General features: G+C 53.6%; 13 protein-coding genes. 9 read left to right on the plus strand and 4 right to left on the minus strand.

What is annotated here, in order from left to right:
- Nucleotides 1-13 precede the first annotated feature (13 nt).
- The 5 genes from H5T67_07495 to H5T67_07515 all read left to right on the plus strand — a co-directional run bounded on the left by H5T67_07495 (nucleotide 14) and on the right by H5T67_07515 (nucleotide 6,833).
- On the plus strand, nucleotides 14-1,378 hold the full coding sequence (locus H5T67_07495; protein MBC7245165.1) for a glycerate kinase: 1,365 nt from the start codon (nucleotides 14-16) through the stop codon (nucleotides 1,376-1,378).
- 99 nt (nucleotides 1,379-1,477) lie between these two features.
- Nucleotides 1,478-3,235 (plus strand): pyruvate kinase, encoded by a 1,758-nt coding sequence (pyk, locus tag H5T67_07500; protein MBC7245166.1) that lies wholly within the window; start codon nucleotides 1,478-1,480, stop codon nucleotides 3,233-3,235.
- Nucleotides 3,236-3,304: 69 nt separating this feature from the next.
- Nucleotides 3,305-4,480, plus strand: a complete 1,176-nt coding sequence (locus tag H5T67_07505) for a phosphoglycerate kinase (GenBank protein ID MBC7245167.1) — start codon at nucleotides 3,305-3,307, stop codon at nucleotides 4,478-4,480.
- 92 nt (nucleotides 4,481-4,572) lie between these two features.
- Nucleotides 4,573-5,796, plus strand: coding sequence for a 2,3-bisphosphoglycerate-independent phosphoglycerate mutase (locus tag H5T67_07510; protein ID MBC7245168.1), 1,224 nt, complete (start codon nucleotides 4,573-4,575; stop codon nucleotides 5,794-5,796).
- Entirely contained in the window at nucleotides 5,796-6,833 is a 1,038-nt protein-coding gene (locus H5T67_07515) for a hydrogenase expression/formation protein (protein MBC7245169.1), read from the plus strand. Before H5T67_07510 ends, H5T67_07515 begins: the two co-directional genes overlap by 1 nt.
- 16 nt (nucleotides 6,834-6,849) lie before the next feature.
- Here the strand turns inward: H5T67_07515 and H5T67_07520 are convergent, their stop codons facing one another.
- Complete coding sequence (locus tag H5T67_07520; protein ID MBC7245170.1) at nucleotides 6,850-9,483, minus strand: CBS domain-containing protein; 2,634 nt, start codon at nucleotides 9,481-9,483, stop codon at nucleotides 6,850-6,852.
- A gap of 191 nt (nucleotides 9,484-9,674) precedes the next feature.
- On the opposite strand from H5T67_07520, the gene H5T67_07525 reads away from it, so the two are divergent.
- The 4 genes from H5T67_07525 to H5T67_07540 all read left to right on the plus strand — a co-directional run bounded on the left by H5T67_07525 (nucleotide 9,675) and on the right by H5T67_07540 (nucleotide 14,112).
- Nucleotides 9,675-10,997 carry a YvcK family protein gene (locus H5T67_07525; protein MBC7245171.1) on the plus strand — a complete coding sequence of 441 codons (1,323 nt, stop codon included), beginning with the start codon at nucleotides 9,675-9,677 and terminating at the stop codon, nucleotides 10,995-10,997.
- Nucleotides 10,998-11,033: 36 nt separating this feature from the next.
- Entirely contained in the window at nucleotides 11,034-12,044 is a 1,011-nt protein-coding gene (gap, locus tag H5T67_07530) for a type I glyceraldehyde-3-phosphate dehydrogenase (protein MBC7245172.1), read from the plus strand.
- A gap of 92 nt (nucleotides 12,045-12,136) precedes the next feature.
- Nucleotides 12,137-13,381, plus strand: coding sequence for a glycosyltransferase (locus tag H5T67_07535; protein ID MBC7245173.1), 1,245 nt, complete (start codon nucleotides 12,137-12,139; stop codon nucleotides 13,379-13,381).
- Between the two features lie 53 nt (nucleotides 13,382-13,434).
- Nucleotides 13,435-14,112, plus strand: coding sequence for a PIG-L family deacetylase (locus tag H5T67_07540; GenBank protein ID MBC7245174.1), 678 nt, complete (start codon nucleotides 13,435-13,437; stop codon nucleotides 14,110-14,112).
- Between the two features lie 29 nt (nucleotides 14,113-14,141).
- Here the strand turns inward: H5T67_07540 and H5T67_07545 are convergent, their stop codons facing one another.
- The 3 genes from H5T67_07545 to H5T67_07555 form a co-directional block, all read right to left on the minus strand.
- Nucleotides 14,142-15,308 carry a ketoacyl-ACP synthase III gene (locus tag H5T67_07545; protein MBC7245175.1) on the minus strand — a complete coding sequence of 389 codons (1,167 nt, stop codon included), beginning with the start codon at nucleotides 15,306-15,308 and terminating at the stop codon, nucleotides 14,142-14,144.
- 111 nt (nucleotides 15,309-15,419) lie between these two features.
- On the minus strand, nucleotides 15,420-15,806 hold the full coding sequence (locus H5T67_07550; protein MBC7245176.1) for a hypothetical protein: 387 nt from the start codon (nucleotides 15,804-15,806) through the stop codon (nucleotides 15,420-15,422).
- 5 nt (nucleotides 15,807-15,811) lie between these two features.
- Nucleotides 15,812-16,360: a sigma-70 family RNA polymerase sigma factor gene (locus tag H5T67_07555; protein ID MBC7245177.1), complete on the minus strand. Its 549-nt coding sequence runs from the start codon at nucleotides 16,358-16,360 to the stop codon at nucleotides 15,812-15,814.
- Nucleotides 16,361-16,653: the final 293 nt, after the last annotated feature.

Below are 16,653 nucleotides of genomic sequence, written 5' to 3' on the forward strand. Positions count from 1 at the left end.
TGAGGTAAGGCTCATGAAACTTGCGCAACAACCTGTTGCATTCGAACTTGACTTGCCAGGCACAGCAACCGAGCATGTAGTGGCCATCATGGAGGCAGCGCTTCTGGCAGCAGACCCAGTCGAAGCAGTGAAACGCAATGTCGGCCTGCAGGGAAATACTCTGCGTGTTGGCACTGCATCTTATGAACTGCACAGGTACGAGCACATCTACGTCGTGGGAGCAGGCAAGGCAAGTGCCGCCATGGCCTTGGCCTTGGAGGACATCCTGGGCGAGCGCATCACGGCAGGCTGGATAAATGTCAAGGATGGCTACACAGCACCGACGCGTCGGATTACTATCCATGAAGCTGGCCACCCGCTTCCTGATGTGCGCAGCGTAGAGGGTACCCGCCAAACGGTCTCCTTGCTGAAGCAGGCAGAGGCAACAGATTTGGTATTCTGTCTCATTTCTGGCGGTGGTTCTGCCTTGATGACATTGCCTGTGGATGGCATCTCTCTCAGTGATATCGAGCTCTTGACTCAGGCTCTGTTGCGCAGTGGTGCTACCATCACCGAAATGAACACCGTTCGGAAACACCTGTCTCAGGTCAAGGGCGGTCAGCTTGCCAGACTCGCTTATCCGGCACAAGTCATTTCCCTGATCCTCTCTGATGTCATTGGCAGTCCTTTGGATGTCATCGCTTCAGGGCCGACAAGCCCTGACCCCACGACATTCGCCCAGGCTTATGAGGTGTTACAGAAATACCACTTGCTCCAGGACGTGCCTGATTCAATTGTGCGTCATCTTCAGCAAGGCATGGAAGGACAGATCCCTGAAACACCCAAAGCGCAGGATGAAGCCTTTGGTCGCGTACAGAACCTAGTCATCGCCAGCAACGAACACGCCGCTCACGCAGCTCTGGACAGGGCACGCCAGGTCGGCCTGAACAGCCTGCTTCTGTCAACGTTTGTCGAGGGTGAAGCACGAGAGGTGGCCAAGGTCTTTGCTGCCATAGCCAGAGAGATTGTTCACTCCGGCCAGCCAGTATCCCGCCCCGCTTGCATAATTGCTGGAGGGGAGACCACGGTTTCTGTGCGTGGTCAAGGCCTTGGCGGACGGAATCAGGAATTGGCCTTGGCAGCAACACCGCTCATCGCTGGTTTGGACAAGGTGGCCATTATTTCACTGGGTACGGATGGTACGGATGGACCAACCGATGCTGCCGGTGCAATCGCTACAGGCAGCACAATCAGCCGGGCGGCTCAAAAAGGACTATCAGTTGCCAGCTATCTAGCTAATAACGATGCCTATCACTTTTTCCAGATTCTGGGAGATTTGTTTATTACCGGTCCCACCAATACGAACGTAAATGATCTTATCTTTGTCTTTGCATTTTAGAAATGAGCAAAGTCAGCGAAGGGAACAACTCCGCCGAATATCAGGCACGGAATCTCGATCAGCTTGTAGCATGGGGAGATAGCGTAGAGAGGCGTGCTTATGCTGCGCACTAAAATTGTATGTACTATTGGTCCTGCCAGCCGCTCACCAGAGATGCTCAGGGAGATGATTGCCAGCGGCATGAATGTAGCACGCCTCAATTTCTCCCATGGGGATCAGGATTACCATGCAGAGAACATAGCGAGGATCCGCAAGGCATCAGAGGAAGTGGGAAAACCAGTAGCCATCCTCACCGATCTACAAGGTCCAAAGCTGCGCGTTGGCGAGATGGAAGGCGAGGGTATCCTGCTAAGCGAAGGTGAAGAGGTCATCCTAACCATAAGGCCTATCGCGGGGCACGCGGGAGAAATCCCCGTACAGTACAGTGCATTGCCCAGACTCGTTCAGCCAGGCGATCGCATCTTGATGGATGACGGGCTTTTGGAGGTAGTGGTCCTCAGTTCTACAGAGACGGATATTCGCTGCAAGGTCATCACTGGAGGGCTGCTACAGAGCAACAAGGGCATGAATTTACCCCGTGCCCATACTAGCATCCCGGCTATCACGGAGAAGGACAAAAAAGACCTCGCCTTTGCGTTAGAACACCACGTGGATTGGATCGCATTATCCTTCGTGCGGAACGCGAATGAAGTGATAGCCTTACAAGAGCTCATCCAGCGTCAATGCGCTTTTGGACGCCCTACGCCTGTCATTGCCAAAATCGAAAAACCCGAAGCAATGAAGAATATCGATGCTATCATTGCAGCAGCAGATGGCATCATGGTCGCGCGGGGAGATCTGGGTATAGAGGCCTCGCCAGAAGAAGTCCCAATGATGCAGAAAGAAATCATCAAAAAGTGCAACGAAGCAGGAGTGCCGGTTATCACCGCTACGCAGATGCTCGAATCCATGATCCACAATCCGCGTCCCACGCGTGCTGAAGCCAGCGATGTGGCCAATGCTATACTGGATGGTACGGATGCTATCATGCTCTCCGGTGAAACAGCCATAGGGCGCTATCCATTGGAAGCCCTGCACATCATGGTGAAAATTGCCCAACGCACTGAAGCCGAGATATTACGAACGGCCAAGTTTTTCTCGGTGCCACCGCCAAAGACAAAAAGTATTGCAGAAGCAGTGAGCCATGCTACTTGCGAGACAGCTCGAGATTTGGATGCGGCGGCGATTATTACCCCTACGGTATCCGGATACACCGCCCATATGGTAGCGAAATACCGGCCCCACATGCCTATTGTTGCAGTTACGCCCAGCCCTATGGTGCAAAGACAACTCTGTCTGTATTGGGGTGTTTATCCCTTACTGGCGCCCAGGACAGCGAATACCGATCAGATGCTTGCTGATGCTATTCATGCAGCAAGAGAGCATGGATATGTCCAACCTGGTGAACTCATCGTGGCTACAGGAGGAGCAGCAGGCAGTGCTCCAGGTACCACAAATCTGATTAAGGTCCAGGAGGTAGAACGCATCCTGGCCACCGGTGTGGGAATCGGGAGCAGTAGAGTCCAGGGACAGCTCAAGTTGATTAGGGATATTCTGCCTAATCCCCAGGATATAACCTCTTCGGACATCCTGGTTGTGCGACGCACCACGCGGGAACACGTTCCTCTGGCACGTCGCGCAGGAGGACTGATCGTAGAGGAAGGCGGAATGGATTCACACGCAGCGCAGATGGCCCTGGAGCTGGGTTTGACCGCGATCATCGGTGCGCAGGGCGCTCTGTCCTCGCTGCAGGATGGCCAAATCGTCACATTGGACCCGATCCATGGCAGAGTTTACGAAGGTCGTATGGAAATGTAGTAAAGACTCTCCAACGGGCTTGAAGGCTAGGCCCTGTCGAAGCAGAATACTAGGAACAAGGAGGAAAAAGTGAACAAGAAGACAATTCGAGATATCGAGGTTGCAGGAAAACGTGTTCTGGTCCGTGTGGATTTCAATGTGCCTCTGGACAAAGACGGCCAGATTACAGATGACACCCGCATTCGGGCTGCTTTGCCCACGATAGAATACCTACGTGACAAGGGTGCCAAAGTTATCGTCTGCTCACATCTTGGCCGTCCAAAGGGCAAGGTGGCTGAGGAATTCCGTTTGACCCCAGTCGCCAGGCGTCTCTCGGAGTTGCTAGGAACGACTGTGCAGAAAACGGATGACTGCATTGGCCCGGAAGTCGAAAAGGCCGTGGCAGCGCTGAAGCCGGGCGACGTGCTGTTGCTGGAGAACCTGCGCTTCCATGCGGAAGAAGAAGCAAACGATCCTGAGTTCGCCCGGCAATTGGCAGCACTCGCAGACATCTATGTCAACGATGCCTTTGGTGCTGCCCATCGTGCCCATGCCTCTACCGAAGGAATAGCCCATTTCCTGCCTGCTGTGGCTGGTTTCCTCATGGAGCGCGAGCTCACCTTCCTGGGCAAAGCTCTAGCTGAGCCAGCGCGCCCCTTTGTCGCGATCCTGGGCGGCGCCAAAGTTTCAGACAAGATCGGCGTAATCGAGAATCTGCTGCCCAAGGTGGATTGGCTCATCGTTGGCGGTGGCATGGCCAATACTTTTCTGAAAGCTCTAGGGTATGAGGTGGGGGCATCCCTGGTAGAAGACGACAAGGTGGAACTGGCTAAGGATCTGCTCAAACGTGCGGGCAATAAGCTCATGCTCCCCATTGACGTCGTGATTGCCGATGCTTTCGCAGCCGATGCTCGGTACCAGACTGTCCCGGTCGAGCAGGTCCTGCCTGGCTGGCGTATCCTAGACATTGGCCCACAGAGCGTGAAGAGATTCAACAAGGTATTGAAAAACGCCAAGACGGTGGTCTGGAATGGTCCCATGGGCGTCTTTGAGTTCCCTGTCTTTGCTGCCGCCACTGTGGCTATTGCCAAATCCCTAGCAGAAACAGACGCAACGACCATCATTGGCGGTGGGGACTCGGCTGCCGCCGTTGAGCAGGCCGGAGTAGCCGACAAAATGACTCATATTTCGACCGGCGGTGGAGCTTCGCTTGAGTTCCTGGAAGGCCGGGTGTTGCCCGGCGTGGCAGCATTACAAGATAAGTAGCGTATACCAAGTAGTGCGTGACGAGTGGTCAGGGAGCAGAAGTCTCAGCTCTCGCCACTCGTCATTTCCAATTCGACGTTGAGGAATTGCTCATGGCTGACTTGGATTTCATTCGCAAACTAGTCATTCCAGCGGACAGTAAAATTGTGTTCCTGGTGATGGACGGAATCGGTGGGTTGCCTATGGAAGAGGGTGGCCCAACTGAGCTGGAAGCAGCACGAACCCCTAATCTAGATGCATTGGCAGCAAAATCCATCTGTGGCTTCACTATTCCTATCTCACCAGGTATTACACCCGGCAGTGGACCGGGGCACCTGGCCATATTTGGCTATGACCCCTGCCGCTATGTGATCGGACGTGGCGTATTGGAAGCGCTGGGAATAGACTTTGATCTGCAACCACAAGATGTTGCTGGTCGTGGCAACTTTTGCTCGGTAGATGAACTTGGCCGCGTCACAGACCGTCGGGCAGGTCGTATCTCCACAGAGAAGTGCATCGAACTGACGGCTCTTTTGCGCGAGAGCGTCAAACTGCCAGGAGTAGAGCTTTTCATTGAGCCGGTGAAAGAGCATCGCTTCGTGCTCGTCCTGCGCGGCGAGGGTTTGGCTGGCGATCTGACCGAATCAGATCCACAACAACTTGGTGTTCCGCCATTGCCCATTCAGCCTTTAGAGGATGCTCCGCAACCCGAGGCATCGCAGCGGACAGCAAACATGGTCAACCAATTCATTGCTCAGGCCCAACAAGTTTTGAAAGACCAATACCCGGCCAACATGGTTCTGCTGCGCGGTTTAGACAAGCGACCAGCCATTCCCAGCATGAAGGAAGTCTTTGGACTGCGTGCCGCTGCTATCGCCGTGTATCCCATGTACCGCGGATTGGCCAAGCTCGTGGGTATGACTGCACTGCCTAGTGGAACGAGCCTGGCTGATGAATTCAATGCATTGGAAAAAGCCTGGCTAGACTATGACTTCTTCTACTTGCACTTCAAATACACGGATAGCCGCGGCGAGGATGGTGATTTCCAGGCAAAGGTGGCTGTAATTGAAGAGTTTGACTCTTATATCCCCCGCGTTTTGGCTTTGAAACCGGATGTGGTAGTAGTTACTGGCGATCATTCAACACCATCGCTGTTGAAAGCGCATAGTTGGCATCCCGTGCCCACCATGCTATACTCGCGTTACTGCCGCTGCGACGAGGCACATGCGTACAATGAGCGTGCTTGCGCCCGGGGAGCGCTTGGAAATATACCCGCTGTTGAGTTGATGCCGCTTGCACTGGCCAATGCACTGCGCTTGACCAAATTTGGTGCCTGATGAGGAGTCCTTTGGCAACATCCGCATCTCGCTACCTGCCCGTAGGCAAATTAAGCCCAGAGCTGATGGCACAATTGCTTCAACTCCAAGGATGGCCTGATGAGCGTGTCGTACTTGGGCCCAGGATAGGCGAAGATGCAGCTGTCATTGATTTTGGTGATCGCTACTTGGTGGCCAAGACCGACCCCATCACCTTTGCCACCGAAGAAATTGGCTGGTACTTGGTGCAGGTCAATGCCAATGACCTAGCTACAACCGGTGCTATGCCCCGCTGGCTGCTGGTGACTCTGCTCCTGCCAGAGAACAAGACGACGCCTGAATTGGCTCATAGCATTTTGGCACAGATTGATGCTGCTTGCCAAGAGCTACGCATGGCCCTCGTAGGCGGTCACACGGAGGTCACCTATGGCCTCGACCGCCCTATTGCCGTTGGACAAATGCTTGGAGAGGTAGCCAAAGAGAAGCTGATCACCACCGCGGGAGCCCGCGTGGGCGACGACCTGGTGTTGGTGAAAGGAATTGCCATCGAGGGCACTGCCATCATCGCACGGGAAATGAGCGAGGAATTGCTACGACGTGGCTATACCTCGGATTTCATTACGCGAGCCAAAAACTACCTCTACCATCCCGGCATCAGCATTGTGCGTGAGGCCATGCTGGCAACCAATTCAGCCATTGTACATGCCATGCACGATCCTACTGAAGGCGGCCTAGCCACTGGTTTGCACGAATTAGCAATGGCCGCACATGTAGGAGTTTGGGTGGATGAAGAAGCGATTCCAATCTGGCCAGAGTGCACTGCTCTGTGTTCCACCTTCGATTTGAATCCCTTAGGGCTCATTGCCTCAGGATCGTTGCTGATTGCTCTCCCCCCACAGCAAACCCCCGCCCTGCTTGCTGCCTATCAGAAGGCTAATGTGCCTTGTGCTGTAATTGGACGCGTCACACCTGCTGACGAGGGATTGAAATTGAAAAGCGGGGCGTCAATCACCGATTTGCCCCGCTTTGACCAAGATGAAATCACCAGACTTTTTTAGAAGGCTTAGATCGAAGTCAAGCCTTTGCCTGCAAGGAAGCAAGCAAATCTCTGGCCATCGCCTCTTCTTCTGAGGTGGTGCTTATCAGACCATCGAGCCGAGCATAGAGCAACTTGTCCAGAATCTGCCGATAGATGGGGCCAGGTGGGATGCCCTGTTTCTTGAAAAAGTCCCCTCGAATATGAGGCCGTACCCAACGCAGCCGATTCAGGTAAAGCAGCACGTTCTCTCGAGCCACAGGTGAATCCAAAGCGATGGAAAAAGCCACAATCGCACGTGGCGAATAGCCGCGCAATAGCCGATAGATGCGACTAGGCTTCAAGTTTGGCCGGCTCAGGCGCGCAGCTAAAGCATGAAGTTCTCGAACTTCGCGGAGATATTTCGCCATTTCCTGGCTAAACTTCAGCCTTTCTAGAAAACGGTCCAGTTGCGGCCTGGTCAAACGGTATGTAAGGAGTGCAAGGAACAAGTACTTTTGCTGGAACCCAACCTCAATCTGCGTCAGAACTGCAGCCTCGTGATCAGCCTCAGCTCCTTCTTTGGTTCTCGCACTCTCGCGCTCCACTAACTGCTCGGCTTGCCGGAATTTCTCCCGAAGCCAGGCATCGCACTTCAACGCCGGCTCCAAATGCCGCAGTACACCTAATTGGGCTAGGCGCTCGATGATCGCCCCAGGTTCCCGTTCATCTAGGATCAACTCTAATTCGTGACGCAGCCGCTCCCCCGTTACTTTATCCAGCAGGCCTAGGGCGTCATCGATCAACTCTGCCGTGCGTGCCTCTATTGCAAAACCAAGACGTTGTTCCAGGCGCACCGCGCGGAGGATGCGCGTGGGATCCTCGATGAAACTTAGATTATGCAGTACTCGGATTAGTTTATCCCGTAGATCTCGCTCCCCGCCATAAAAGTCCAACAACTCGCCACAGCGGTCCCGATCCAAGGAAATGGCCATGGTGTTAATGGTAAAATCACGCCGATAGAGGTCTTGTTTGATCGAGCTTCGCTCTACCTCCGGCAATGCCGTGGGATGATGGTAGAACTCCGTGCGCGCCGTGACGAAATCGAGCGATGGTGGCAAATTTGTTCCAGCAGTGCCATTCAAAATTACCTTGGCCGTGCCAAAGCGTGCATGGCTACGCACCCTAGCTTTCAATTGCTTACCCAATGCCTTGGCCAAGGTGATGGCGTCCCCTTCCACGACCAAATCCAGATCAAGTGTTGGTGAGCCCAGCAGTAGGTCACGCACAAACCCACCAACCACATAGAGCGAGTAGCCTAGTTCGTTTGCCGTGTCTCGGGCTTGCATCAGCAAATTGAGCAGAGGAGCAGGCAGAGTCTGGCGCAGCCGCTGTTGAATCTCGTCACGCCGCCCAGGGTGTGTGGGTGCGCTCCACAGTTTGATCAAATCTGTGCGGGTCACAATGCCCAGAACTCGTCCATTTTCAACCACTGGCACCTGGCCAACGCCATGGTTGGTCATAATCTGCTGTACCGTAGCCACGCTGTCTGCTGGCGATACTGCCATGTCCCCAGTATGCATGAACGAACGCACTGGAGCGTTCCCCAGGCGGTGCTGCAATGCCCGATCGATCTCGCGTCGGGTCAACACGCCCACAAGTTGACCATCCTCAACCACAGGGAATCCCTCATGGCCATAGCGGCGCATATACGCCTCTGCCTCCGACAGCGTCATATCCGGGTGCAAGGTATGTACACCATAGGACATGATCTGCCTGACCGTGACGGCTGGCTTTACATATTTCTCCAAAGCCGCGATCAATTGCTCGCGAACCTTAGCTGCATCAGCCTCTTGAATCAATGCTGCTGCCGCTGCACTGTGGCCACCGCCGCCAAAGGCACGCGCAATCTCACCGACATCAATCGCTTTGCTGGAGCTCCGGGCAATCAGTTGTATTTGATCCTTAAAGACGAAGAGGAGAAAAGACGCATCTGGGTCATATACATCATCCAATTTATGAGCCAGAGTAGAGAGCTCTTCCAGATACTCGTCCAGGTATGCAGTGGCAATCAGAATTGCCTGGTCGTGCAGGTTGTGCCACTCCACGTTTTCCACTAACTGCCCATAGACCGCCTGGTAGTGCTCATCCAAAGGATGGCGCAAGAAATCATTCACGACGGAGAGGCTAGCCTTTTGCTCCAGCAGCCAGGCAGCGCTGCGCAGGTCACGGGGAGTCGTGGTCGAGTACGACAGCGATCCAGTATCCTCATAAATTCCCAACAAGAGCAGGGTAGCTTCCAATGGAGTAAGGGAAATACGCCGCTCGCGCAGCTTCTCCACTAACAAAGAGGTGACTGCTCCCACTTCGTCAATCATGTAGGCTGTACCTGGCTTCGGCTCGCCACGCAGGGGATGGTGGTCAATGATGGTAAAAACAGTGTTGGCATCCACACCTCTGATGGATGGCACGAATTGTGCATCCACAATGATGACCTCTGCAACGCGCCGACGAGGCAATTCATCCACGGATACAAACGGCAATTGTTCGCCATACAGAGCCAGGAAATCGCGTAGCTCGCGGTTCAGTCGTCGCGGCAGAACCGGCTTCGCATCCGGATAGAGCTTGGATGCCGCCAACTGCGCCGCCAAGGCATCAAAATCTGTGTTTTCGTGTGTCAGAATAATTTTCAAGGCAACCCCCATGCCATAAGCCGCGCCACATTTCTCTACGAATTATAGCGACCCAATTATGGCACAAGACAGCTTCGTTGTCAATGCAGTGGATACTGAGATTCGGGTGACCAATGAATGTCCAATAATGGTTGTGCATCTTTGACGCAGTGAAAAATCTAGCGTATAATGTTCACAGGAGGAACACTGCAGTGCATCTCCGAGATAGAATTGGCTCGGCGTGGAAGTGGCTTTACCCTGGCATGGGCGTGAAGCGCTGGCTAGTGTTGCTGGCCATAGGGCTTTTGTTGCTCAGCCTAGGGGTCAGCTTCTTCTATGTCCAAATCTATCGCACATTGGAGTTCACAGGCCCAGCTTCGCCCATCGCTTATGCCGTTACGCTGCAGTTCTTGCCACGTTGGTTGCGTGGCGTCATTCTGGCTACCTTGGGTATCCTATGTGTCGCTGTGGCTGTTTTCCGCTTAAGCCGATCTCTGGTCTCTGCTTTTTTCGAATCCGATCGCGAAAGCGTGGTAGATGTCATTTACCGCCGCCGTATGCGTAAGCGAGGACCGAAAATCGTGGCGATCGGCGGTGGCACGGGTCTTTCAACTCTGTTGCGTGGCCTGAAGGAATGCACGGACAACCTGACGGCAATTGTAACTGTGGCTGATGACGGAGGCAGCTCGGGGCGCTTGCGCAGGGAATTGGGGCTTTTGCCTCCTGGCGACTTTCGCAACTGCATCACTGCTCTGGCTGAAGCGGAACCTCTGATGACCTTGCTGTTTGAGTACCGCTTTGGTCAGGGTCAGGGGTTAAATGGCCACAGCTTTGGCAATTTATTCATCGCTGCTATGGCCGGGGTGACAGGTGACTTTGGGCAGGCAATCCGCCAATCGAGCAAAGTGCTCGCTGTGCGCGGACGCGTCCTGCCGTCCACCATGCACAGCGTGACGCTCTGCGCCGAATTGGCAGAACCAAAGGACGGCCACGAGGCCCAGCATCACGTGCAGGGGGAATCTCGTATCCCCAAGGCTGGAGCTTCAATCGAGCGGGTATTCCTGCAACCTGACGATGTACGAGGATACGGCGAAGCAGTGCAGGCATTGCTCGATGCAGATATGATTATTGTGGGCCCAGGCAGTCTGTACACTAGCATCCTGCCCAACTTGCTGGTGAAGGACATCACTGCCGCGATCCGCGCTTCCCAGGCGTTGCGAATCTATGTCTGCAATCTGGCTACACAAGCAGGTGAGACGGATGGTTACAATGCTGCGGATCACGTGCGCGCTATCTATAATCATGTGGGAGAAGATCTTTTCGATTACGTTTTGTTGAATGACAATCTGGAGGTGCAAACGCCGGAAAACTGGAATGCAGAAATGGTCAAGCCCATCGCCGATGGCGCGTATCAAATCTGGACTGCGGATGTGGTAGACAGGAACAAACCTTGGCGGCATGATCCCGCCAAATTGGCCCAAAGTATTATGAGCATCTACACCAGCTATAAAGAGGGTCGCAAAAAACCCGCTTAGCGGGTAAAAAACTTGACAACAATGGAGGAGGATAAAATGACGATTCGAGTCGGAATCAACGGTTTTGGTCGCATTGGGCGTCAGGCTTTGAAAGCCATGCTCGATTACTACCCCAATGAAATCGAAGTGGTGGCCATTAACGACCTATTCGATGCCACAGTGAACGCGCACCTGTTCAAATACGATTCCAACTACGGTGCTTTCCCTGGCACTGTGGAGGTTGTCGGCGAGAACCTGCGCGTGAACGGCAGAGATATCAAGGTATTGGCCCAGAAAGACCCATCCTTACTGCCCTGGCGTGACCTGGGTGTGGACATCGTGCTGGAATCCACCGGCGTCTTCACCGATAAGGAAAAAGCCATTGCCCATATCAATTCAGGAGCGAAAAAGGTCATTATCAGCGCTCCCGCCAAAAACGAAGACATCACCATCGTGCTGGGTGTGAATGAAGAAAAATATGATCCAGCTAAGCACCACGTTATCTCCAATGCTTCCTGCACGACCAATTGTCTCGCTCCTGCTGCCAAAGTCCTGCACGATAATTTTGGTATTGTGCGCGGGCTGATGACCACCGTTCACTCCTACACCAATGACCAGCGCATCTTGGACTTGGCACACAAGGATTTGCGCCGCACTCGCGCTGCCGCCATGAATATCGTGCCCACGACAACCGGAGCTGCTAGGGCTTTGGCTCTGGTCATACCTGAATTGAAGGGCAGATTCGATGGTTTCGCGCTCCGCGTGCCCACCCCAACCGTTTCCGTGGTGGACTTTGTCGCCGAAGTGCAGACCAAGACCTCGGTCGAGGCAGTGAACGAAGCCTTCCGCAAAGCAGCCGAAGGAAGAATGAAGGGCATCCTGGGGATCACCATGGAGCCACTGGTCTCCATGGACTTTAAAGGCGATCCGCGTTCGTCCATCATTGATGGGTTATCCACTATGGTCATCCAGGAAACCTTTGTCAAAGTGGTGTCCTGGTATGACAACGAGTGGGGTTATGCCTGTCGCTGTGCCGATCTGATCAAATACATCGGAAACAGGCTGTAAGTACTGCGCTAAAGCAAGAAAAGAGGGGATGGGATTGCTATCCCGTTCCCTCTTTCTTGTCAGGGCTAAGGTCTTCGAAAAGGGGCCACAACATGCACCGCATCGCCATGCTCAGCGTTCATACCTGCCCCATGGCAGCCTTGGGAGGCAAAGAAACGGGGGGAATGAATGTCTATGTGCGGGAGCTGAGCCGCGAACTGGGCAAAAAGGGATTGCTCGTGGATATTTACACTCGCTCGCAGGATCCACAGCGCGAGCGAGTGCGCACGTTATGGCCAAACGTGCGCGTCATTCACCTTCCCGCTGGACCCGAGCGACCCTACAGCAAAAACCTGGTATACAACCACTTGCCACAATTTATAGCTGGTCTACGCGAGTTTGCGGCTGCGGAAGGCATCTCGTATGACCTGTTACACAGCCACTACTGGCTGTCCGGCTGGGTAGCTCGTGAACTAGCTCGTGAGCATCGCCTGCCCACTGTGCACATGTTCCATACGCTGGGCAAGATGAAGAACGCAGTAGCACGCTCCGAAGCGGAGAAAGAGCCGCCCATACGCATTCAGGTCGAGGAGGAGTTAATACGCGACATTAATCGCATTGTCGCTGCTACGCCGTTAGAACGGGAGCAATTGGTAGAGTTGTATGGTGCTGATGCAGGCAAGATCGTGGTCATCCCTCTCGGAGTAGACTTGGCTTTGTTCAGGACCATTCCACGCAGCGAAGCAATAAAGGCTATTGGCCTGGAGTTGCCAGAAACCCACCGTCTCATCCTCTTCGTAGGACGCCTGGATCCACTCAAAGGGTTGGATTCGCTTCTCAGAGCTATGTGCAGGCTAACGGAACTGGAACCTGCACTGGCTAAGAATTTGTGCCTTGCCGTGATTGGCGGTGATGTGGACGAGGACCAGGCCAATTTGAGCAATGAACTCGAGTGCCTAGAAAAGTTGAAGAAAGAAGTTGGCATGCATGACTTGGTTGCTTTCCTCGGTTCCCGCGCCCAAGATATGCTGCCCTATTACTATTCCGCTGCTGAGGTCTGTGTGGTTCCTTCCCACTATGAATCCTTTGGCTTGGTCGCATTAGAAGCCATGGCCTGTGGCACGCCAGTGATTGCCTCGCGCGTTGGCGGTCTGCAGCACACCGTCGAGGATGGCGTGACCGGCTTTCTTGTACCCGCTGGGGATCCCGACGCACTGGCTGTGAAGTTGCGCATGATTTTGCTGGACCATGAGTTGCGCACACAATTGGCTACGCGTGCGCAACGAAAAGCTCAGTCCTATACCTGGCAAGTAGTAGCAACCCATGTAATGAATCTTTACGAGGAGCTATGGCAATAGAAGACGTAGAGGAACACTCGTCCCAAGAATCCGTAGATGAAACGCATACGCGGATGGTGATCGTTGCCCATCCAGATGATGCGGAATTCACCGTTGCCGGCACTGTAGCCCGCTGGATTAAAGATGGTTGGTCTATTATTTATGTCATCTGCACAGACGGCAGCCGAGGTAGCAATGATCCTGGCATGCCCCCGGAACGCATGGCTCCCATCCGTCATGCCGAGCAACTTGAAGCAGCGCGTGTACTAGGCGTGCACACTGTTATCTTTTTGGATTATGAAGACGGGACATTGCAACCTACTTTGGAGCTGCGGCGTGACTTGACGCGCCTCATCCGTCGCTATAGGCCCGACATTGTGATTTGCGGCGACCCCACGAGATACTTCCACCGCGATATGTACGTCAACCATCCCGATCACCGCGCTGCTGCTGAAGCTGCGCTCTATGCTATCTTCCCCTCTGCTGTAACACGTTTTATCTTCCCAGAGTTGCTCGAGGAAGGATTACAGCCACACAAAGTCCAGGAAATCTATCTATACGGCTCAGCAGAGCCCAACACCTGGGTGGATGTTACAGATACCATCGACTTGAAAGTAACCGCCCTCAAGGCGCACCGCAGCCAGGTGGATGCGGAATATGCAGAAATCCGCATCCGCGAGTGGAATGGACAGGTTGGGCGGCAGTATGGCGTACCGTACGCTGAAGAGTTCCGAAGGATTGTCTTGCGCTGAACAGGACTGTAAAGTTCGCCTGTCACCTTTTACTTCCGCTTCTTCTTACTGCTACTGCGCGAGAAGAATGGCAATAGCAATGGACTTAGCAGTGTGGTCAGGCTGGCAACCTTGGTTTGAACCGAGATCTTGGCCTGGTACAAAAGGTCCTCCAATCGGATAAAGTACTGAGGGGCAATGTCAAGCATGGTCACAGTCTCCCTCTCAACCAAGCCATAACGCACCACGGCTGAAGCCCAGTTCAACCCTGCACCAAAGCTAACCAATAGGATGTTATCCCCTTCCTGGATTCGGCCTTGCTCAAACGCTTCGCACAATGCAACAGCAATAGAAGCGGAAGACATGTTGGCATAGCGGTCTACGTTGATGAAAACCTTTTCCAAAGGGAATCCCAGATTCCTGCAGACCCACTCGATGAAACGTTGATTGGATTGCTGGGGAATGACCAAGGCAATATCGTCCTTGGAAAGGCCGCTTTCGGCTAGCGCCCTATGTACAGCAGGTCCAACAGTGCGCACTGCAAAGCGGAGAATACGCTGACCGTCCATATGCAGATAGCGCAAGTTCCGCGCGAATGGCTCATCAGTGGGCGGATATTTCGTCCCAGCAGCATAGTGGATTAGGGAATCATACTCTGCTCCTTCGGTGCCTAGCGCAAAGGAAAGGACGCCCGTTGGTTGGTCTGTTGACTCTAAAATCACCGCCCCTGCGCCGTCCCCAAACAGCGCGCAAGTGCGCCGATCGCTCCAGTCCACAAAATACGAGATGATCTCTGCGCCAATCACCAGCACCCGCCGGTAAACTCCGGTGGCAATAAACTGGCTGCCTATCGTCATGCCATAGAGAAAGCCGGGGCAACCTGCGCGCAAATCGAATGCTGCGGCTCTTGTGGCTCCCAATTGGTGTTGGACCATGGGTGCTGCGCCAGGCAAATGGTAGTCAGGGGAATAGGTAGAAACGATAATGAGATCAAGTTCTGTGGGACGCAGCCCTGCAACCACAAGAGCATCGCGCGCAGCAGCTACAGCCATAGGCACCGTTGTAGACCCGGGCTCCACTACTCTACGTTCGCGAATACCTGTATGACTGACAATCCACTCATCGCTTGTATTCACTATCTTTGCTAGGTCATCGTTTGTAACAACTCTCGGTGGCAGGTATTTACCCCAACCAACGATTCCAGCATACTTGGTCATATGAATCCCTTTCCACAATGTGAATAAAAAAGCCGGGCAGCAGGGTAGCCACCTTGCTACCCGCACTGTAAATGAATATCACAATCCGGCAGACGATCAGTTGATTGCAACTTACATACTAACCCGCTCGACATGTTCTGAACGGCTGCGAATCCAATTGTGAACCAAATACACCACGCCTCCCGCTAGAGCAACCACGGATCCAACAGCCGCTCCAACGAGCACATCCCGTCGCGGAGCAAGTGGTGCTATGTGCACTTCCCTGTGCATCCGCTGGTGCGCCGCCCCAATTAACTCCAGCTCGAGCCTTTGCCGGAAAGATGCAGATGGCTTCACTGGAGCAAGAGCCTTCCCTACCTGTTGAACTAACTCAACAAGAGGGAGAAGCTCTTTTCTCTCCTCTTCGGACATCCGCTCGTATTCTGATTGCCTAGAGGCATTGCCGTCCAGCAGGTCTTCGTGTATCGCCAGCATTTCCAGCAATTGTCTGTTCTGCATTCGATTCAACCCATCTTTCTCTTCTGTAACTCTCGGCGCAAGGCTAACAAGGTACGATGATAGAGGGATTTGACCGCCCCTTCGCTGCGCCCCATGACTTGCCCTATCTGAGCATTGGTCAGGCCTTCGCTAAACTTGAGGATCAACAACTGTTGCCTTTCTGCCGGTAGGCGACGAATGGCATTCACCAGGGCTTTTTTCTCCTCCTGAGCCTGGGTCACATCCTCTGGGTTCCCTTCATCCTTGCTATACGCTACCATCGCGTCCAATGACACCATCTGGTGCCTGTGGTGATCGCGGTACCAATTCGCCACCGCATTGTGTGCGATACGGTACAGCCAGGCTGAGAACGGAATCCCCTTGAATTGGTAATGCTCAAGATGTAAAAAGGCCTTGAGAAAGGTTCGCGCCGTCAAATCCTCTGCATCGTAATGATTGCCCGTGCGTTGATAAATATAATTGTATACCCGATCCACGTACATTCGATATAGATCGGCAAACGCCTGGGGATCGTTCTGCGCACGCTCGATAAGGAGACGTTCTTCCTCTTCCATCTCTCCTACTTTGAAGGCGTGGCGCTAACCGGCTACCCATCTCTGACCATAATAACACCATCCACATGATTTCGTTGCGGTAGCGCACACGGCCATAATCGAACCTGTCTGCGTCAGGTATAATAGTTATTCTAATGCGCAGTTCGATAGCTGTCAAACGGTAAATGTGCTTGCGCCAACAGATCGTTACCAGGTGGTACAGGCGATTTTGACAAAAGGGGGTGCTCCTGTGGTAAAAGAATTGTGGAAACAACTGCACCAGGAGGAGCACCGCCTATGGCCGATCTGGCCTA

Source organism: Chloroflexota bacterium, from assembly GCA_014360905.1.
GTDB lineage: Bacteria > Chloroflexota > Anaerolineae > UBA2200 > UBA2200 > JACIWX01.

What these genes read in the sequence shown, in the direction of transcription:
- pyk (MBC7245166.1), top strand. Translation starts at nt 1,478, where the DNA reads ATGCTGCGCACTAAAATTGTATGTACTATTGGTCCTGCCAGCCGCTCA.
- H5T67_07535 (MBC7245173.1), top strand. Translation starts at nt 12,137, where the DNA reads ATGCACCGCATCGCCATGCTCAGCGTTCATACCTGCCCCATGGCAGCC.
- H5T67_07555 (MBC7245177.1), bottom strand. Translation starts at nt 16,360, where the DNA reads ATGGAAGAGGAAGAACGTCTCCTTATCGAGCGTGCGCAGAACGATCCC.
- H5T67_07495 (MBC7245165.1), top strand. Translation starts at nt 14, where the DNA reads ATGAAACTTGCGCAACAACCTGTTGCATTCGAACTTGACTTGCCAGGC.
- H5T67_07545 (MBC7245175.1), bottom strand. Translation starts at nt 15,308, where the DNA reads ATGACCAAGTATGCTGGAATCGTTGGTTGGGGTAAATACCTGCCACCG.
- H5T67_07515 (MBC7245169.1), top strand. Translation starts at nt 5,796, where the DNA reads ATGAGGAGTCCTTTGGCAACATCCGCATCTCGCTACCTGCCCGTAGGC.
- H5T67_07540 (MBC7245174.1), top strand. Translation starts at nt 13,435, where the DNA reads ATGGTGATCGTTGCCCATCCAGATGATGCGGAATTCACCGTTGCCGGC.
- H5T67_07550 (MBC7245176.1), bottom strand. Translation starts at nt 15,806, where the DNA reads ATGCAGAACAGACAATTGCTGGAAATGCTGGCGATACACGAAGACCTG.
- gap (MBC7245172.1), top strand. Translation starts at nt 11,034, where the DNA reads ATGACGATTCGAGTCGGAATCAACGGTTTTGGTCGCATTGGGCGTCAG.
- H5T67_07510 (MBC7245168.1), top strand. Translation starts at nt 4,573, where the DNA reads ATGGCTGACTTGGATTTCATTCGCAAACTAGTCATTCCAGCGGACAGT.